Source organism: Streptomyces sp. NPDC060028, from assembly GCF_042736725.1.
In the GTDB taxonomy this organism is placed as follows: Bacteria; Actinomycetota; Actinomycetes; order Streptomycetales; family Streptomycetaceae; genus Streptomyces.
Genome location: NZ_JBHWVJ010000065.1, coordinates 1 through 17,840, shown reverse-complemented (window position 1 = coordinate 17,840; position 17,840 = coordinate 1). Strand labels below are relative to the sequence as shown.

Sequence of the window (17,840 nt, the reverse complement as noted above, 5' to 3'; positions counted from 1 at the left end):
GTGGGCACCTGGCTGGGTACCTGACCCCGGGCGGCGGTGCCCGCCACGAGGCGGCTGGCCATGGCCGTGACCTACGCGGTGGGCACCTGGCTGGGTACCTGACCCCGGGCGGCGGTGCCCGCCACGAGGCGGCATCAGCCCACAACCAGCCTCGCCGGCGTTTGAGGCGCGGGGTCCGGGGCGGAGCCCCAGGGGGCCAGGCGGGCGCCCGTGCACGCGGCCCACGCGGCAGGATGGGGGCATGCGAATCGCAGTCACCGGTAGCACCGGCCTCATCGGGCACGCCCTCGCGCAGAACCTCCGCGCCGACGGCCACGAAGTCGTCCGCCTGGTGCGGCGCGAGCCGACGGCCCCCGACGAGGCCGAGTGGGACCCGGCCCGGGGCCACGTGGACCCCGCCGCCCTGGCCGGCTGCGAAGCCGTCGTGCACATGGCTGGCGCCGGCGTCGGCGACCACCGCTGGACCGCCGCGTACAAGCGCGAGATCCGCGACAGCCGGGTCGACGGCACGCGGGCCATCGCCGACGCCATCGCCGCCATGCCCCGCCCCCCGGCGGTCTTCGTCAGCGGCTCCGCCATCGGGTACTACGGCGACACCGGTGACCGCGCCGTCGACGAGGACTCCCCGGCCGGCCAGGGCTTCCTCGCCGAGGTCTGCGTCGAGTGGGAGGCCGCGGCGGCCCCCGCCCGGGCGGCGGGGGTCCGGACCGTGTTCGCCCGTACCGGCCTGGTCGTGGCCCGGCAGGGCGGGGCCTGGGGCCAGTTGTTCCCCGTCTTCCGCGCCGGCATCGGCGGCCGCCTCGGCAACGGCCGCCAGTACTGGTCGCACATCTCCCTGAGGGACGAGATCGCGGCCCTGCGGCACATCATCGACACCCCCTCCCTGGAGGGCCCGGTCAACCTCACCGCCCCCGAACCGCTGACGAACCGCCAGGTCACCGCGGCCATGGGCCGGGTCCTGCGGCGCCCCGCGGTGATCCCCGTACCCGCGGTCGCCCTCAAGGTCGTGCTCGGCCCGTTCGCCGAGGACGTGCTCGGCAGCCAGCGGGTGCGGCCCGCCCGGCTGCTGGAGTCGGGGTTCGTGTTCCGCGATCCGGGGATCGAGGACTCCATCCGCGCCGCGCTCGACGAAGGAGCGCGCTGAAAGGCGCAATGAAGGGCGGCGCAATGAAGGGCGCGCTGAAGGGCGCACCGGAGAAGCGCACCGGGCGACCACCGTGCGACCGTTCGTGACCCGGATGCGACCGCCGTGCGACCGGAGTTGACCGTAATAGCTCGCCTGACTCGGGTTCCACCGGAGCCGTTGGGGGGAAGGAGGACGAAACACAGCCGCGCCGACCTCGGGGAGGGGCACGTGCTCAGCAGCACACGCAGCACGAACAGCGCACACCACGCGGACGTAGTCATCGTGGGAGCGGGAGTCTCAGGACTCGCCGCCGCGCACCACCTGATCGCAGCGGGGGTCACGGTCACCGTCCTGGAGGCCGCCGGCGATCCCGGCGGCCGGATGGCCACCGAAGCCGTGGACGGCTTCCGGCTGGACCGGGTCGGCCAACTGCTCAACACCTCCTACTCGGAGCCGGCCCGCACCCCGGGCCTGGAGGGCCTGGTCCTACGCCCCTTCGCGCCCGGGGTCCTCGTCCACACCGAGGGGAAACAACTGCGCGCGGGGGCCCTCACCCCCGCCCGCGCCCTGGCCAGCGGCTCCCTCGATCAGGCACGGCTCAGCGCGGCCCTCGGCCGCCTCGCTGCCCTGCCCGAGGAGCGCCTGCTCGCCCGGCCCGAACGCACCGCCCAGGCCGCCCTGCGGTCCTCCCGGGGACTGCCCCCGCGCTCCCTGAACGGCGTACTGCGCCCCCTGCTCGCCGCCCTGCTCCGCGACCCGGGGCTCACCACCTCCAGCCGCGTCGCCGACCTGGCGCTGCGCACCTTCGCCCGCGGCCGGCTCGCGGTTCCCGAGGGCGGGGCCGCCACCCTGCCCGACCTGCTCGCCGCCGCGCTGCCGCCCGGCACCGTGCGCACCGGGGTCCGGGTCCGGTCGGTGGCGACCAACCTCGTCACCACCGAGGACCACGGCGACTTCAGCTGCCGCTCCGCGGTCCTGGCGACCGGCGCCCGCGCCGCCGCCGAACTGCTGCCGGGGCTGCGGGTGCCCGACTTCCACGAGGTCACCGTCATCCACCACGCCACCGCCGCCCCGCTGCCCTGGGACGGCTCGCTGCTCCTGGACGGCGACCCCAAGTGGCCCGTCGCCCACACCGCCGTGATGAGCGCGGTCGACCCGACGCGCGCCCCGGCCGGCCGCAGCCTGGTCACCACCACCGTGCTCGGCCCGCCACCGCCCGCGCGCACCGTCGCCTCGCGCCTGGCCCGGCTCTACGACACCGCCACCCGGGACTGGGAGCCGCTCGCCGTCCACCACACCCCGGAGGCCGTCCCCGCGATGCCCCCGCCGCACGACATGCGGCGCCCGGTCCGGGTCCTGGCCGGGCTGTACGTGTGCGGCGACCACCGCGACACCAACACGGTCCAGGGCGCCCTGCGCTCGGCCCGCCGCGCGGCCACCGCCGTCCTGCGCGACTTCGGCATCCCGCTCCCGGCCCCCGTGCAGCCCGCACTCCGGGCGGCGGCCTGAGAACCACCGGACCAGGGGCCCGGTCCCGACCGGGGGCCGGGCCCGCACCCCCCGCCTCAGGACAGCGCCGCCACCCGGTCCCGGTACGTCCGCACGGCCGAGGCGTCCCGGTAGGGCTCCAGCCGGCGCTCGAAGTCCCGTACGTACTCCACCGCGCGCACCGACCGCATCTCCATCGCCTGCTGCGCCGCCTCCGCGCCCAGCGCGCACGCCTGGTCCAGCTCGCCCAGCCCCAGCCGCGCCGTGGCCAGCACCACCCGGCAGAACAGCCGCGAACGCGCGTACCCCGGCGCCCGCAGTTGCAGGGAGCGCTCCGCGTGCTGCGCCGACGCCCGGTACTGCTGGAGGTCCCGGTGGCAGTGCCCGAACTCGTCCGCCAGTTGCGCCTCGTCGAAGAACCGCGCCCAGTGCGGTACGTCGTCCCCCGGCCGGGCCGCGCCGAGCGCCCGCTCGGCCCGCACCAGGGAGGCCGTGGACGCCCGGACCTCGCCGAGCACCGCGTGCCCCCGCGCCTCCGCCGAGTGCAGCAGTGCCTGCACCACCGGCGGCGGCCCGGAGCCGACGCCCTGCTGGGCCACGCGGGCCAGCTGGACGGCCTCGCGGCCGTGGCCGAGGTAGACCGCCTGACGGCTCATCGTGACCAGCACGTACGACCCGTACGGCCGGTCCCCGGCGGCCTGCGCGAGCCGCAGCGCCTGCACGAAGTAGCGCTGGGCCAGCCCGTGCGCGGCGATGTCGTACGAGGTCCAGCCCGCGAGCCGGGTGAGATCGGCGGCGGCCGAGAACAGCCGCCGCCCGGTGGTCTCCCCGTAGGTGCCGCGGAGCATCGGCTCGGCCTCGTGCTCCAGGTACCGCACCAGGGCCTGGCGGGCATGGCCGCCGCCGTAGGCCTGGTCCAGGGTGCGGAACAGCTCGCTCACCGATCTCAGCGCCGCGATGTCCCCGCCGGTCACCCGCTGCCCGGGCCCGCGGTCGATCTGCCGCTGGCGGGGCACCGAGGCCCGGCCCTGTACGGGCACCCGCGCGGCGGTCTGCTCGGCGCCGCGGCCCACGCGCTCGTCGGCCCGTCCGATGAGCCAGTCCCGGCTGGGCACGACCAGCCCGGCCGGGGTGAAGGCGATCTTCCGCAGCTCCGCGTGCGAGCCGGAGTCCTTGCGCCACAGCCCGCTCGCGATGTCCACGGCCTCCTCGGGGGTGGCCGCGAACTCCAGACCGGCGTACACGGGGGCGCAGGCGTCCAGGCCCAGGTCCTGGGCGGACAGGCGCCGCCCGAGGCGCCGGGTGAAGACCTCCGCGATGAGCGCCGGGGTGGTGCCGCGCGGCTGCTGCCCCCGCAGCCAGCGGGTCACGGAGGTCTTGTCGTACCGCAGGTCGAGACCGTGTTCGAGGCCGAGCTGGTCGACGCGGCGGGCTAGCCCGGCGTTGGAGAACCCGGCTTCCGCGATCAAAGCCGCGAGCTGCCGGTTGGGGACGCGCTGGGCAGGTCGTTCCGTCATCGGCTCCACGGTCTCCTGACGTGACGGACCGGAGTCCCGGCCCTGTGAACGGCGTGAATGTAGCGGCGAACTCCGCCTGCGCCGCCCGCTCTGCCCCACATTCATCCGATCGTGTGCAGAATCGGCGGGGCTCTTTACGGACCGACCCCCTCCGTCGGCGTACGCTGCCGCCCATGACCCGCCGGACCACCGGGGTGCGCCCTTCCGCCGAGAGAACTGCCGAGTCCACGGCGCCGCTGCCCGCGCCCGAGCTGACCGAGGCGGAGTGCCGGCGCTGTGGGACGTACATCGCGGGACTGGACGGCCGCTACGCCTGCGGGGTGTGCGGCTGGGTCAACGACCACTCCGAGGGACACCGGCGGCTGCCGCGCGCCGACGAGGACCCGGACCGGCCGGCCAAGGGGCGCCGGCGGCCCAGGCAGCTGCCCGGCCCGCCGGCGACGGGCCCCGGCGCCGGGGGAGAGGCCGCGCCGCAGGCCCGCGAGGAGCCGCCGATCTGGCTCCCGCCGGGGCCGCCGGCAGGCGCCTGAAGCCTCCCGCGCGGGCCGCCGTACCCTTGCTTGGTGCGATACGTGCACGCAGCAGGTTCAACGAGGAGGCGCCGCGGTGGCTGAGCTTGGGTTTGTCCATCTGGGCTTCGGGCCGGAAGCCGTCGAGTACACGGTGGCGTGGGAAGAACAGCGCCGGGTGCACGCCGCCCGTTTCGCGGACGAGGCCGGGGACACCTGCCTGCTGCTGGAGCACCTGCCCGTCTACACCGCAGGCCGGCGCACCGCCGACAGCGAGCGCCCGCTGGACGGCACGCCCGTCGTGGACGTGGACCGCGGCGGCAAGATCACCTGGCACGGCCCGGGCCAGCTGGTCGGCTACCCGATCATGAAGCTGCCGCGGCCGGTGGACGTGGTCGCACACGTCCGGCGCCTCGAGGACGCCCTGATCCGCACCGCCGCCGAGTTCGGCCTGGAGACCACCCGCGTGGAGGGCCGCTCCGGCGTCTGGGTCCTGGGCGACCCCGTCGAGGAGCGCCCGAAGATCGGCGGGCTCTCGCTGGACTTCGACCCCCGTCTGCAGGACGAGGAGTTCGACGCCCGTCTCAACGGCCCCGAGTACGCCCCGTCCAACGCCGGCCAGCGCCGCGAGGACCGCAAGCTCGCCGCCATCGGCATCCGCGTGGCCAAGGGCGTCACCATGCACGGCTTCGCGATCAACGTGAACCCCGACAACACCTGGTTCGACCGGATCGTCCCCTGCGGGATCCGGGACGCGGGTGTGACCTCGCTCTCCTACGAGCTGGGCCGCGAGATCACCATCGCCGAGGTGCTGCCGGTCGTCGAGCGGCACCTGACCGAGGTGTTCGAGCACGCGGAGCTCCGGCCCCGCGAGACAGAGCCGGCCGCCGGCTAGCAGCGGGGAATGCCGCCGCGCCCTCGCAGGTTGGCGGACGTAAGAGCGTACGAAATTACGGGCGTACCCTGGTGGGCGCCGAAGAATCAAAGTCACAGGGAGCCGGTCGTGTCCGCAGTCGCACCCGACGGACGCAAGATGCTGCGCCTCGAGGTCCGTAACGCCCAGACCCCCATCGAGCGCAAGCCCGAGTGGATCAAGACCCGGGCCAAGATGGGTCCCGAGTACACCAAGATGCAGGCCCTGGTGAAGGGCGAAGGACTGCACACGGTGTGCCAGGAAGCCGGTTGTCCGAACATCTACGAATGCTGGGAGGACCGCGAGGCCACCTTCCTCATCGGTGGCGACCAGTGCACCCGGCGCTGTGACTTCTGCCAGATCGACACGGGCAAGCCCGAGGCCCTGGACCGGGACGAGCCGCGCCGTGTCGGCGAGTCCGTGGTCACGATGGACCTGAACTACGCCACCATCACGGGCGTCGCGCGCGACGACCTGGCCGACGGCGGCGCCTGGCTGTACGCGGAGACCGTCCGGCAGATCCACCAGCAGACGGCGGGCCGCGAGTCGGGCCACACCAAGGTCGAGCTGCTGGCCCCGGACTTCAACGCGGTCCCGGAGCTGCTGGAGGAGGTCTTCGCCTCCCGCCCCGAGGTCTTCGCGCACAACGTCGAGACGGTGCCGCGGATCTTCAAGCGGATCCGCCCCGGCTTCCGCTACGAGCGCTCGCTCGAGGTGATCACCAAGGCGCGCGCCTACGGCCTGGTCACCAAGTCGAACCTGATCCTCGGCATGGGCGAGGAGCGCGAAGAGGTCTCGCAGGCCCTGAAGGACCTGCACGAGGCGGGCTGCGAGCTCATCACCATCACCCAGTACCTGCGGCCCTCGCCGCGGCACCACCCCGTCGAGCGCTGGGTGAAACCGGCCGAGTTCGTGGAGCTGGCGAAGGAGGCCGAGGAGATCGGCTTCTCCGGTGTGATGTCCGGGCCGCTGGTCCGCTCCTCGTACCGCGCGGGCCGTCTCTACCAGCAGGCGATGGAGAAGCGCGCGACTGTGTGAAGTCGCGCACAAAGTCTTACTCGCGGGTAACACCGCACGGCGCGGCCCCTAGGCTCTTTCCAGGAAGAGTCCGGCGGGCCGCGTCAATGTGTGCAACGCGTCAATCACATTTGACCGACTGGCCACACCCTGGTAACACCAATCAGTGACGATTGCTCCACGCACCGCACACACCACCGAGTGAGCACGTGAAAGGGATCGACATCATGCAGGCCGCGCCCGTACGCGCCATCGCCATCCCGTCCGTCACCGACGCCTTCCGGGGCATCGAGTCGCTGCTCATGAGCGGAGCCCGCCGCAACGCCTGGACCGCGGTGCTCGAAGACCGCCGCAGGGCCAAGGATCGGGTCGAAACCGAGCACGTACTCGAGGCCGCGGCGACCCGGACTCCGCAGGCCACGTAAACTTCGCTGCATGGCGAGGAAGTCAAACGCAGAGACTGCTGCGAACCCCGGGCGACTGAAGCAGATCGCCCTCACGTACAAGATGACGCGCAAGGCCGACCCGAAGGTCGGTCTGATCGTCGCGGGCGTGGGAATCGTCACCTTCGGTGTCTTTCTCGCGATCGGCTTCCTGATCGGCCACCCGGTCTACCTGGGCATCCTGGGCTTCCTGGTGGCGTTCCTCGCGATGGCGATCGTCTTCGGACGACGGGCCGAGCGGGCTGCCTTCGGGCAGATGGAGGGACAGCCGGGCGCGGCCGCGGCCGTACTGGACAACGTGGGACGGGGCTGGACGACCACCCCCGCCGTCGCGATGAGCAGGCAGCAGGACATCGTCCACCGTGCCGTCGGCAAGGCGGGCGTGGTGCTGATCGCCGAGGGCAACCCGAACCGGGTGAAGCCCATGCTGGCCAACGAGAAGAAGAAGCTGGCCCGGATCATGCCCGAGATCCCGGTCCACGACTTCATCGTCGGCACCGGCGAGGGCGAGGTGCCGCTCAAGAAGGTCCGTACGACCCTGCTGAAGCTGCCCCGGGTCCTGGCCGGCCCGCAGATCACCGCGGTCAACGACAAGCTCCGGGCCATGGGCGACCTGATGAGCAACATGCCGATCCCCAAGGGCCCGATGCCCGGAGGGCGCGGCATGCGAGGTCCGCGGCCGCGATGAGGGCATCGGGAGTGACCTGTGCGGTCACTTCCATCGACGGCAGTGGATGAGGCTTCGTCGGAGGGGTGCCCGGGCACCCCTCCAACGCGTTCATGAGCGCCTCCCACAGGCCTGAGTCCATCCAGCGCCGCCAATGGCCGCGCAACCCCGTGGAGCCGTGTTCCGCGTCAAGCTGGGCCCACCGTGCATCGGTCCTCGCCTTCTTCAAGAGGGCTTCCAGGACGGTCCGGGGAGCCAGGCCCCCCTTCTGGCGGGCCATCCCCTCCCCGTTGGGGAAGAGGTCCAGAGCGACGCGGCCCCACTTGCCCTGCTCTTCGACGGCAAGCTGCCTCGCCCGGCGCAAGACGGGCGCCTCGTGACGAGTGGTGCAAGGGATTGACCGGGAGCAGCGGTCTCCTCCGTCGCACTCATCGATCACCACGCGCTGCTCGCCGCGGCGGCCCGGGTTGAGGATTCGATACCCGAAGATGCCCAGATCCTTCGTCGGAGTACGTACCTACGTGCTCCCAGCCCTTGTCGGCGATGTAGATCGAAGTATTTCTGCCGCTGGCCAGACCCCGGGGTGTTGGCGCACGCCCGGGGTCATCCGTGTGATCGCCACGCTAGTGGGGGTTGGCATCATTTCGGTGCCGGACGGGATGGATCCCCCTTTGGGGTGGCTTCTGTCAGGAGTCCTGGATCCGGATTGCATACAGACGCACAGGGGGCGCCTCGGAGCTATCGCTCCCAGGCGCCCCCTGTGCGTCTGTATGTGCTGCTCTCAGATGCGGACCTGGACCGCGCGGCTGAGGCGGTCGTGGAGGCCGCGGCCGTCGCGGTCCCAGACGATCGCCGGGATGACCAGGGCCAGCAGCACGGTGCGCAGCACCACGCGGCCGATGCCGAGGCGCCCGCCGTCCTGCGAGATGACCCGGAGCCCCAGGATTCGCTTCCCGGGGGTGAAGCCCACGGTGCCGACGGTCAGGATGCTCAGGGTCACGAAGAGCGCCAGCGTCCAGTTGCCCGTCGCGCTCGCGTCGCGGCCCGTGATCAGCCCGTATGCGATCAGCTGGCAGCCGATCCAGTCGATGGCCACGGCGCCGAACCGGCGCCCGAACCGGGCCACCGAGCCGGGCCCCTGCTGCGGCAGGCCGAGCTGCCGGCCGGGGTAGCCGAAGTCGACGCCCATGTCCTCGGCGGCCGCGCGGGGGCCGGAGAGCCAGGATCCGATTGCTTGCCTCTTGTCCACGCGACCACGGTACCCGTGCTGCTCCCCGGCATTCCGGCGGGACCCTGGTTAACTTGTGTGAAACAAATGGGTCATGCCTGAGAAATCCCGTCTGCTTATGGTCGGGTCAGCGTGCGGCACCGCACTGACGCACCACGAGCTATAAAGCCCGCCCTGCCCCGGGGCCGGGAGTAGGAGGAGTTGGATGTTCCAGAACGCCGACGAAGTGAAGCAGTACATCGAGGAGAACGACGTCAAGTTCGTCGACGTCCGCTTCTGCGACCTGCCTGGTGTGATGCAGCACTTCACCATTCCGGGGCGCGCGTTCGACCCGAACGAGGAGCTGGCCTTCGACGGCTCCTCGATCCGCGGCTTCCAGGCGATCCACGAGTCCGACATGGCGCTGCGCGCCGACATCAGCACCGCGCGCCTGGACCCGTTCCGCAAGGACAAGACGCTCAACATCAACTTCTTCATCCACGACCCGATCACGGGTGAGGCCTACAGCCGCGACCCGCGCAACATCGCGAAGAAGGCCGAGGCGTACCTCGCCTCCACCGGCATCGCCGACACCGCGTACTTCGGGCCCGAGGCCGAGTTCTACGTGTTCGACAGCGTGCGCTTCGCGACCACCGCGAACGAGAGCTTCTACCACATCGACTCCGAGGCCGGCGCCTGGAACACCGGTTCCGAGGAGAACAACCGCGGCTACAAGGTCCGCTACAAGGGCGGTTACTTCCCGGTCGCCCCGGTCGACCACTTCGCCGACCTGCGCGCCGAGATCTCCCTCGAGCTGGACGCCCAGGGCCTCCAGGTCGAGCGCCAGCACCACGAGGTCGGCACCGGTGGCCAGGCCGAGATCAACTACAAGTTCAACACGCTGCTCGCCGCGGCCGACGACCTGATGCTCTTCAAGTACATCGTGAAGAACGTCGCCTGGCGCAACGGCAAGACCGCGACCTTCATGCCGAAGCCGATCTTCGGCGACAACGGCTCGGGCATGCACGTCCACCAGTCGCTGTGGGCCAACGGCGACCCGCTGTTCTACGACGAGGCCGGCTACGCGGGCCTCTCGGACACCGCGCGCTACTACATCGGCGGCATCCTCAAGCACGCCCCGTCGCTGCTGGCGTTCACCAACCCGACGGTGAACTCCTACCACCGCCTGGTCCCGGGCTTCGAGGCGCCGGTCAACATGGTGTACTCGCAGCGCAACCGCTCCGCGGCCATGCGCATCCCGATCACGGGCTCCAACCCGAAGGCCAAGCGCGTCGAGTTCCGCGCCCCGGACCCGTCCTCGAACCCGTACCTGGCGTTCGCGGCGCTCCTCCTGGCCGGCCTCGACGGCGTCAAGAACAAGATCGAGCCGATGGAGCCGATCGACAAGGACCTCTACGAGCTCTCGCCCGACGAGCACGCGAGCGTCCCGCAGGTCCCGACCAGCCTCGAGGACGTCCTCAAGGCCCTCGAGGAGGACCACGAGTACCTCCTGGCCGGCGGTGTCTTCACCCCCGACCTGATCGAGACCTGGATCGACTACAAGCGCACGCACGAGATCGCCCCGATCGCGCTGCGCCCGCACCCGCACGAGTTCGAGCTCTACTTCGACATCTAAACAGCGCGCGAAGCCCCGCCGGTCTCCTCGGAGCCCGGCGGGGCTTCGTCGTTTCCGGCTAGGTTCGGGCCATGGAAGATCCCTGGAAGACCATTGCCGCGCTCGTCGCGCGGTTCGACGCGCACGACCGGGAGCGCGGGGTCGCGCGGGAGGAGAGCGTGACGCTGCAGATCCTGAAGATCGGGGAGGAGTTCGGCGAGGCCGCGCAGGCCGTCATCGGGGCCAAGGGGACCAATCCGCGCAAGGGGAACTCGCACACCTGGGGCGACGTAGAGGCGGAGGTCGCCGACGTCATCGTGACGGCGATGGTCGCGCTCGCCCGGATGCGGCCCGACGCCCCGGCCTTCTTCGCCTCGCACCTGGAGGAGAAGTCGCGGAACTTCCTCTGATCAGCGCAGCAGGGGCATGGCGCCGGTGAGGTCGCGCAGGCAGCGGACCGCGAGTTCCGCCGGGGAGCCGGGGCCGCTGACCGGGGCGTCGGTGCCCGACCAGAGTTCCAGGGCGATGCGGATCGCGTCCGTGGCCGCAGCGGCGAGGAGGCGGATGCCGAGCACGTCGGCGTCCGGGCCGGCCAGCCGGGCCACCACCGGGACCAGGCGCTCCTCGGAGTCCTGGTTCACCTTGTACCAGACCGCGCGCAGGGCCTCGTCGGTCACCGCCGCGCGCAGCAGGCCGCGGGTGACCTCCAGGCCCTCCTCCACGGCCTGGGAGTCGCTCAGGGAACGGGTGACGGCGCGTTCCAGGGCCTCGGTCAGCGGGGTGCCTGGGTCCTCCTCGGCGAGCAGGGCGCGCCAGGCGTCACCGCCGCCCGCGAGCAGCGGGGCCACCGCCTCCTGCTTGTTGCGGAAGTAGCGGTAGAACGTCCGCAGCGCCACGCCCGCCCGGTGGGCGATGTCCTCGGCGGTCGTGGCGTCCGGGCCGTGCTCGGCGAACAGTTCACAGGCCGCGCGGGCGATGTCGAGCTGGGTGGCGGCCTTGCGGCGCTCGGTCAGCGACTGGGCTGCGGGGCCGGCCTGGGGAGCGTACGGACGTGGGGATCTCACCAAGGAAGGGTACTCCCTCGGACTGCCGACAACTGCGTGCATTGCCAGGCTGGCAAAACGTGCCATCGCGCCGGTAGGCTCGCCCCATGAACCGTTACGAAGCACGGCGAGTCCTCATCACCGGCGGCGGCTCCGGCATCGGCCAGGCCACCGTCCACCGCATTCTGTCGGAGGGCGGCCGCGTCCACACCGTGGACGTCAGCGAGGCCGGCCTCAAGGCCACCGCAGAGCAGGCCGCCGCCGACGGGCACGGGGCCCGCCTGACCACCGCCGTACTCGACATATCCGACGAGACCGCGGTCAAGGAAGGCGTGGCCGCCGCTGTCGAGAGCCTCGGCGGCCTCGACGTACTCGTCAACGCCGCGGGCATCCTGCGCTCCGCGCACACCCACGAGACCACCCTCGACCTCTGGAACAAGGTCATCGGGGTCAACCTGACCGGCACCTTCCTGGTCATCCGCGCATCGCTCCCGGCGCTGCTGGAGGGCGCGCAGCCGGTCGTCGTCAACTTCAGCTCCACCTCGGCGTCCTTCGCCCACCCCTACATGTCCGCCTACGCGGCCAGCAAGGGCGGCATCCAGTCCATGACCCACGCGCTGGCCGCCGAGTACAGCAAGCAGGGCCTGCGCTTCGTCTCCGTCGCGCCCGGCTCCATCGAGAGCGGCATGACCACCGGCACCGGCCCCGGCCTGCCCGAGGACACCGACTGGAGCCTGTTCGCCAAGCTCGCCCCGGCCCTCGGCCAGGGCTTCGCCGGCCCGCAGACCGTCGCCGGCGTGGTCGCCATGCTGGGCTCCGAGGACGGCGCCTTCATCACCGGTACGGAGATCCGCATCGACGGCGGTACGCACTACTAGCCATCAGCCGGCATCGGCACCAACCGGCATCAGCCTCTGAAACGGTCCCAGAGCCGGGGGAAGCGCTCCGCGAGCACGGCTTCGTTCTCGAAGTCCAGCGGGGCGCCCTCCGGCTCCGCCGCTTGCAGCGGGACCCCCAGATCCGGCGCCACCGCCCCGGTCAGCTGCTCGTACGCCTCGTCGGCCGCGTACCCCAGCTCCTCGCCGTCCCCGTCGATCTCCTCGTCGAACTCGGCCAGCAGCTCCGCGAGCTGGTCCGGGTCGTGCACCCCGCCCTCGAAGACCTCCCGGCCCTGGCCGATCAGCCAGCACCGGAAGTAGTCGAACGCGTCGTCGCTCGCCCCGTCGAGCAGGACCCACGCGGCGCCCCACAGGTCCCAGGTGTAGGCCCGGTTGTACCGGGACTCGAAGTGCCGGGCGAAGTCCAGGACGGAGTCCGGATCGAGCTGCGCGAGCCGCTCCACGAGCAGCTCGGCGTGTTCCTCGGGGTCGCCCTCGGCGGCCTCGCGGGTACGGTCGACGATCTCCCAGAACTCCGTCTCGTCCATCACCGCTCCAGCATCACGGGTCCACCCCCACGCCGCCACCGCGCGTACGGCGAAAGGCCGGTGTCCACCCCCGACAGGGGGCGGACACCGGCCTTTCGCATCCCGGTCGCGGGCGGCTCAGAGGCCGTAGCGCTCCCGGGCCTCCTTGATGGCGGACGCCGGTACCTCGCCGCGGCGGGCGAGCTGGGCCAGCGCGGCCACCACGATGGACTGGGCGTCGACACCGAAGTGCCGGCGGGCGCCCTCACGGGTGTCGGACAGGCCGAAGCCGTCGGTGCCCAGCGAGGTGTAGTCCTGCTCCACCCACTGGCTGATCTGGTCCGGGACCTGACGCATCCAGTCGGACACGGCGAGGACCGGGCTGGTCACGCCCTCCAGCGCGCGGGTGACGTACGGGGTGCGCACCTCGCCGCGCAGCAGCGCCTCGTCGCACTCCAGCGCGTCGCGCCGCAGCTCGCCCCAGGAGGTGGCGGACCAGACGTCGGCGGCCACGTTCCAGTCGGCGGCGAGCAGCTGCTGCGCCTCCAGCACCCAGTGGATCGCCGTACCCGAGGCCATCAGCTGGATCTTCGGGGCGTCGGCGGCCGGGGCGGCCCCGGCCAGGTCGGCCGCGGTGTTGAAACGGTAGAGGCCGCGCAGGATGCCTTCCTCGACGCCCTCGGGCATCGCGGGCTGCGGCTTCGGCTCGTTGTAGACCGTCAGGTAGTAGAAGACGTCTTCCGGCTTCTCGCCGTACATGCGGCGCAGACCGTCCTTGACGATCACCGCGATCTCGTACGCGAAGGCCGGGTCGTAGTTGAGCGACGCCGGGTTCGTGGACGCGATCAGGTGCGAGTGGCCGTCGGCGTGCTGCAGGCCCTCACCGGTCAGCGTGGTGCGGCCGGCGGTGGCGCCGACGATGAAGCCCTTGCCGAGCTGGTCGGCGAGCTGCCACATCTGGTCGGCGGTGCGCTGCCAGCCGAACATCGAGTAGAAGATGTAGAACGGGATCATCGGCTCGCCGTGCGTCGCGTACGACGTGCAGGCGGCGATGAAGTCGGCCATGGCGCCGGCCTCGGTGATCCCCTCGTTGAGGATCTGGCCGTCCTTGGCTTCCTTGTAGTACATGAGCTGGTCGCGGTCGACCGGCTCGTACGTCTGACCCAGCGGCGAGTAGATGCCGGCCGAGGGGAAGAGGGACTCCATGCCGAAGGTGCGGGCCTCGTCGGGGACGATCGGCACCCAGCGCTTGCCGGTCTCCTTGTCCCGCATCAGGTCCTTGACGAGCCGGACGAAGGCCATGGTGGTGGCCATCTCCTGCTTGCCGGAGCCCTTGAGCAGCGGGGCGAAGGAGCGCTCGGCCGGAGCCGGCAGGGCCACGTGCTTGACCTTGCGGGCCGGGGCCGGGCCGCCGAGGGCCGCGCGGCGCTCGTTCAGGTACTGCACCTCGGGGCTGTTCGCGCCCGGGTGGCCGTACGGGACCTGGCCGTCGGCGAAGGCGCTGTCCGGGATCGGGAGGCCAAGGAGGTCACGCATGTCCTTGAACTCGTCGATCGTCAGCTTCTTCATCTGGTGGTTCGCGTTCTTCGACTCGAACCCGGCGCCCAGCGTGTAGCCCTTGACGGTCTGCGCGAGGATGACCGTCGGCGCGCCCTTGTGCTCCAGGGCAGCCTTGTACGCGGCGTAGACCTTGCGGGGCTCGTGGCCGCCGCGGGAGCTGTGGAAGCACTCGGCGATCTTCGCGTCGGAGAGCACGCCGGCCAGCTGCACGAGCTCGGCGTTGGCGCCGAAGAAGTGCTGGCGGATGTAGGCCACGTCGCGGGTCGCGTACGTCTGGAACTGCGCGTCGGGTACCTCGCGCAGGCGGCGTACCAGGGCGCCCGTGGTGTCGAGCTGGAACAGCTCGTCCCAGGCGGAGCCCCACAGCGACTTGATGACGTTCCAGCCGGCGCCGCGGAACTGGGCCTCCAGCTCCTGGACCACGCGGAAGTTGGCGCGGACCGGACCGTCGAGGCGCTGCAGGTTGCAGTTGATGACGAAGGTCAGGTTGTCGAGCTGCTCGCGGGAGGCGAGGGCCAGGGCGGCGGTCGACTCGGGCTCGTCCATCTCGCCATCGCCCAGGAAGGCCCAGACGTGCGAGTTGGCGGTGTCCTTGATGCTGCGGTTCTGCAGGTAGCGGTTGAAGCGCGCCTGGTAGATCGCGGACAGCGGGCCGAGGCCCATGGACACCGTCGGGAACTCCCACAGCCACGGCAGGCGCCGCGGGTGCGGGTAGGACGGCAGGCCGTTGCCGCCGGACTCCTGGCGGAACTTGTCGAGCTGCTGCTCGGAGATCCGGCCGTCGAGGAAGGCGCGGGCGTAGATGCCGGGGGAGGCGTGGCCCTGGATGTAGAGCTGGTCGCCCGATCCGTCGGCCTCCTTCCCGCGGAAGAAGTGCTGGAAGCCGGTCTCGTACAGCCACGCGGCGGAGGCGAAGGTGGCGATGTGGCCGCCGACGCCGTACTTGGAGCCGCGGGTCACCATGGCGGCCGCGTTCCAGCGGTTCCAGGCGGTGATCCTGGCCTCCATCTCCTCGTCACCGGGGAACTCCGGCTCCGCGGCGGTGGGGATGGTGTTGACGTAGTCCGTCTCCAGCAGCTTCGGCAGCGCGAGGCCGGCGGCCTCGGCGTGCTGCAGCGTGCGGCGGAGCAGGTATTCGGCGCGGCGCGTACCGGCGGCCTTGGCGACGGCGTCGAGTGAGGCCGCCCATTCGGCGGTCTCCTCGGTGTCGCGGTCCGGGAGCTGGTCGAGCTCGCTCGGAAGCTTTCCTACGGGGTCGGACATCGGTGTGCGCCGCCTTCCGGACAAGGAGAGGTGGTGAAGAAAATCCCTGACGGGCAGGACAGGGTTGTTGAACCTGGTTGAGGTCCGGAACCGACTGTAAATCGCTGATCGATGATCGATCAAATAAAAGTGACGAAGAAACGTCCATATGACAAAAGTCGGCACCGCGTGCCAGGAAGAAAGGCACGCGGTGCCGGGCAAATCAGGGTAAAAGGGGCGCCCGGGAGGGGCGTCGTCAGGGGGTGATCACGCGCGCGGCGCGCACCCCAGTACGTGCCGCTTCACGAGCAGACCGATCTCGGGGTCCTGGCTGCGGAACGCCTCGACGAGGGCTTCGTGCTCCTCGGCGTAGGACTTCTGGACGGTCCCCAGCCACCGGATGGACAGGGCCGTGAACACCTCGATGCCCAGGCTCTCCCAGGTGTGCAGCAGCACGCTGTTCCCGGCCGCCCGCACCAGCTCCCGGTGGAAGCCGACGGTGTGCCGCACCTGCGCCGTGCCGTCCTCGCTGCGGTCGGCCTCCCACAGGGCCGCCACGTGCGGCTCCAGAGCCGTGCAGTCCGCCGCCAGCCGGGGCGCGGCCAGCTCGGCCGCGATCTGCTCCAGGCCGGCCCGGACCGGGTAGATCTCCTCCAGGTCGGCCGCCGAGAGATTGCGTACGCGCACGCCCTTGTTCGGCGCCGACTCGATCAGCCGCAGCGTCTCCAGCTCGCGCAGGGCCTCGCGTACGGGCGTCTGGCTGACCTCCAGCTCCACGGCGATCCGGCGCTCCACGATGCGCTCGCCGGGCTTCCAGCGCCCGCTGACGATCCCCTCCACGATGTGCTCGCGGATCTGCTCGCGCAGCGAGTGCACGACGGGTGGGGTGATCATCGGCGGTTCATCTCCTGGTGGGTGTGCAGGGTCACGCGGGGCCTGATGCGTAGACAATACGGCGGCGCCCCCGCCCGGGAGTATCCCGGGCGAGGGCGCCGACAGTGAGGCTGGTTACAAGCCGTTCGGCTCAGAGACCGAGCTCGACCTCGAACTCGCCGGCCTCGAGGATGCCCTTGACGGCCGAGAGGTACCGGGCCGCGTCCGCACCGTCCACCAGGCGGTGGTCGTAGGACAGGGTCAGGTACGTCATGTCGCGGACGCCGATGACGGTGCCCTCGGGGGTCTCGATGACCATCGGGCGCTTGACCGTGGCACCGATGCCCAGGATGGCGACCTGGTTCGGGGGCACGATGACGGTGTCGAACAGCGCACCGCGCGAACCGGTGTTGCTGATGGTGAAGGTCGCGCCCGACAGCTCGTCCGGCGTGATCTTGTTGCCGCGGACCTTGGAGGCCAGGTCGGCGGTCGCCTTGGAGATGCCCGCCAGGTTGAGGTCACCGGCACCCTTGATGACCGGGGTCATCAGGCCCTTCTCGGAGTCCACGGCGATGCCGATGTTCTCCGAGTCGAAGTAGGTGATGGTGCCCTCGTCGTCGTTGATCCGGGCGTTGACGACCGCGTGGGCCTTCAGTGCCTGGGCAGCGGCCTTGACGAAGAACGGCATCGGCGAGAGCTTGACGCCCTCGCGGGCCAGGAAGGAGCCCTTGGCCTGCTCGCGCAGCTTCATGATCTTGGTGATGTCCACCTCGACCACGGAGCTGAGCTGCGCCTGCGAGTGCAGGGCCTTCATCATGTTGTCGCCGATGACCTTGCGCATGCGGGTCATCTTGACCGTCTGACCGCGCAGCTCGGACACCGCGGCGGCCGGAGCCTTGGCGGCGGGAGCAGCGGCGGCCGGAGCCTTGGCGGCGGCGGCCTTGGCGGCCTCGGCGGCGGCCAGGACGTCCTGCTTGCGGATGCGGCCACCGACACCGGTGCCCGAGACCGTGGACAGGTTGACGCCGGACTCCGAGGCGAGCTTGCGCACCAGCGGGGTCACGTACGCGCCCTCGTCACCGGCGGAAACCGGGGCGGCGGGGGCGGCCGGCGCGACCGGAGCCGGAGCGGCGACCGGAGCCGGAGCGGCCACGGGGGCAGGGGCGGCGACCGGAGCCGGAGCGGCGGCCGGGGCGGCAGCGGCCGGGGCGGCCA

Annotated in this window: 17 protein-coding genes; 10 read left to right on the top strand and 7 right to left on the bottom strand. The window is 71.3% G+C overall.

Annotation, left to right across the window (positions count from 1 at the left end):
- Window positions 1-241: 241 nt before the first annotated feature.
- The gene (locus tag ACFWBF_RS27070; protein WP_385606459.1) at window positions 242-1,144 is read left to right on the top strand and encodes a TIGR01777 family oxidoreductase; all 903 of its coding nucleotides are present in this window, start codon (window positions 242-244) and stop codon (window positions 1,142-1,144) included.
- Between the two features lie 210 nt (window positions 1,145-1,354).
- On the top strand, window positions 1,355-2,635 hold the full coding sequence (locus tag ACFWBF_RS27065; RefSeq protein ID WP_385606457.1) for an FAD-dependent oxidoreductase: 1,281 nt from the start codon (window positions 1,355-1,357) through the stop codon (window positions 2,633-2,635).
- A 56-nt stretch (window positions 2,636-2,691) separates the two neighbouring features.
- On the opposite strand, the gene ACFWBF_RS27060 is transcribed toward ACFWBF_RS27065, so the two are convergent.
- Window positions 2,692-4,131, bottom strand: a complete 1,440-nt coding sequence (locus tag ACFWBF_RS27060; protein ID WP_385606455.1) for a regulator — start codon at window positions 4,129-4,131, stop codon at window positions 2,692-2,694.
- 173 nt (window positions 4,132-4,304) lie between these two features.
- On the opposite strand from ACFWBF_RS27060, the gene ACFWBF_RS27055 reads away from it, so the two are divergent.
- The 5 genes from ACFWBF_RS27055 (at window position 4,305) to ACFWBF_RS27035 (ending at window position 7,701) form a co-directional block, all read left to right on the top strand.
- On the top strand, window positions 4,305-4,661 hold the full coding sequence (locus tag ACFWBF_RS27055; RefSeq protein ID WP_385606453.1) for a hypothetical protein: 357 nt from the start codon (window positions 4,305-4,307) through the stop codon (window positions 4,659-4,661).
- A 76-nt stretch (window positions 4,662-4,737) separates the two neighbouring features.
- Window positions 4,738-5,535 carry a lipoyl(octanoyl) transferase LipB gene (lipB, locus tag ACFWBF_RS27050; protein ID WP_385606451.1) on the top strand — a complete coding sequence of 266 codons (798 nt, stop codon included), beginning with the start codon at window positions 4,738-4,740 and terminating at the stop codon, window positions 5,533-5,535.
- A 108-nt stretch (window positions 5,536-5,643) separates the two neighbouring features.
- Entirely contained in the window at window positions 5,644-6,591 is a 948-nt protein-coding gene (gene lipA, locus ACFWBF_RS27045; protein ID WP_385230061.1) for a lipoyl synthase, read from the top strand.
- A 206-nt stretch (window positions 6,592-6,797) separates the two neighbouring features.
- The gene (locus ACFWBF_RS27040; protein ID WP_266938884.1) at window positions 6,798-6,995 is read left to right on the top strand and encodes a hypothetical protein; all 198 of its coding nucleotides are present in this window, start codon (window positions 6,798-6,800) and stop codon (window positions 6,993-6,995) included.
- A 10-nt stretch (window positions 6,996-7,005) separates the two neighbouring features.
- On the top strand, window positions 7,006-7,701 hold the full coding sequence (locus tag ACFWBF_RS27035) for a DUF4191 domain-containing protein (protein ID WP_385606449.1): 696 nt from the start codon (window positions 7,006-7,008) through the stop codon (window positions 7,699-7,701).
- A 760-nt stretch (window positions 7,702-8,461) separates the two neighbouring features.
- Here the strand turns inward: ACFWBF_RS27035 and ACFWBF_RS27030 are convergent.
- Window positions 8,462-8,929 (bottom strand): RDD family protein, encoded by a 468-nt coding sequence (locus tag ACFWBF_RS27030; protein ID WP_385606447.1) that lies wholly within the window; start codon window positions 8,927-8,929, stop codon window positions 8,462-8,464.
- 184 nt (window positions 8,930-9,113) lie between these two features.
- Here ACFWBF_RS27030 and glnA point away from each other — a divergent pair, with 184 nt between their 5' ends.
- Together glnA and ACFWBF_RS27020 are read left to right on the top strand one after the other, a co-directional pair.
- Complete coding sequence (gene glnA, locus ACFWBF_RS27025) at window positions 9,114-10,523, top strand: type I glutamate--ammonia ligase (RefSeq protein ID WP_385606446.1); 1,410 nt, start codon at window positions 9,114-9,116, stop codon at window positions 10,521-10,523.
- A 71-nt stretch (window positions 10,524-10,594) separates the two neighbouring features.
- On the top strand, window positions 10,595-10,912 hold the full coding sequence (locus ACFWBF_RS27020; RefSeq protein WP_385606444.1) for a MazG-like family protein: 318 nt from the start codon (window positions 10,595-10,597) through the stop codon (window positions 10,910-10,912).
- On the opposite strand, the gene ACFWBF_RS27015 is transcribed toward ACFWBF_RS27020, so the two are convergent.
- Window positions 10,913-11,566 carry a TetR family transcriptional regulator gene (locus ACFWBF_RS27015; protein ID WP_385606443.1) on the bottom strand — a complete coding sequence of 218 codons (654 nt, stop codon included), beginning with the start codon at window positions 11,564-11,566 and terminating at the stop codon, window positions 10,913-10,915.
- Between the two features lie 86 nt (window positions 11,567-11,652).
- On the opposite strand from ACFWBF_RS27015, the gene ACFWBF_RS27010 reads away from it, so the two are divergent.
- Window positions 11,653-12,423: an SDR family NAD(P)-dependent oxidoreductase gene (locus ACFWBF_RS27010; RefSeq protein ID WP_385606441.1), complete on the top strand. Its 771-nt coding sequence runs from the start codon at window positions 11,653-11,655 to the stop codon at window positions 12,421-12,423.
- 29 nt (window positions 12,424-12,452) lie between these two features.
- Here ACFWBF_RS27010 and ACFWBF_RS27005 read toward each other — a convergent pair whose 3' ends face one another.
- The 4 genes from ACFWBF_RS27005 to sucB all read right to left on the bottom strand — a co-directional run.
- A complete protein-coding gene (locus ACFWBF_RS27005) occupies window positions 12,453-12,971 on the bottom strand; it encodes a DUF4240 domain-containing protein (RefSeq protein ID WP_385606439.1) in 519 nt (172 codons plus the stop codon).
- A gap of 117 nt (window positions 12,972-13,088) precedes the next feature.
- On the bottom strand, window positions 13,089-15,773 hold the full coding sequence (gene aceE, locus ACFWBF_RS27000; RefSeq protein ID WP_385606437.1) for a pyruvate dehydrogenase (acetyl-transferring), homodimeric type: 2,685 nt from the start codon (window positions 15,771-15,773) through the stop codon (window positions 13,089-13,091).
- Between the two features lie 246 nt (window positions 15,774-16,019).
- Entirely contained in the window at window positions 16,020-16,643 is a 624-nt protein-coding gene (locus ACFWBF_RS26995) for a GntR family transcriptional regulator (protein WP_150522086.1), read from the bottom strand.
- Between the two features lie 133 nt (window positions 16,644-16,776).
- Window positions 16,777-17,840, bottom strand: a 1,064-nt coding sequence (sucB, locus tag ACFWBF_RS26990) for a 2-oxoglutarate dehydrogenase, E2 component, dihydrolipoamide succinyltransferase (RefSeq protein ID WP_385606435.1), incomplete at its 5' end; no start/stop codon positions are given.

Coding starts and splice junctions, on each gene's coding strand:
- ACFWBF_RS27070 (WP_385606459.1), top strand. CDS start 242: ATGCGAATCGCAGTCACCGGTAGCACCGGCCTCATCGGGCACGCCCTC.
- ACFWBF_RS27060 (WP_385606455.1), bottom strand. CDS start 4,131: ATGACGGAACGACCTGCCCAGCGCGTCCCCAACCGGCAGCTCGCGGCT.
- ACFWBF_RS27055 (WP_385606453.1), top strand. CDS start 4,305: ATGACCCGCCGGACCACCGGGGTGCGCCCTTCCGCCGAGAGAACTGCC.
- ACFWBF_RS27040 (WP_266938884.1), top strand. CDS start 6,798: ATGCAGGCCGCGCCCGTACGCGCCATCGCCATCCCGTCCGTCACCGAC.
- ACFWBF_RS27035 (WP_385606449.1), top strand. CDS start 7,006: ATGGCGAGGAAGTCAAACGCAGAGACTGCTGCGAACCCCGGGCGACTG.
- glnA (WP_385606446.1), top strand. CDS start 9,114: ATGTTCCAGAACGCCGACGAAGTGAAGCAGTACATCGAGGAGAACGAC.
- ACFWBF_RS27020 (WP_385606444.1), top strand. CDS start 10,595: ATGGAAGATCCCTGGAAGACCATTGCCGCGCTCGTCGCGCGGTTCGAC.
- ACFWBF_RS27010 (WP_385606441.1), top strand. CDS start 11,653: ATGAACCGTTACGAAGCACGGCGAGTCCTCATCACCGGCGGCGGCTCC.
- ACFWBF_RS27005 (WP_385606439.1), bottom strand. CDS start 12,971: ATGGACGAGACGGAGTTCTGGGAGATCGTCGACCGTACCCGCGAGGCC.
- aceE (WP_385606437.1), bottom strand. CDS start 15,773: ATGTCCGACCCCGTAGGAAAGCTTCCGAGCGAGCTCGACCAGCTCCCG.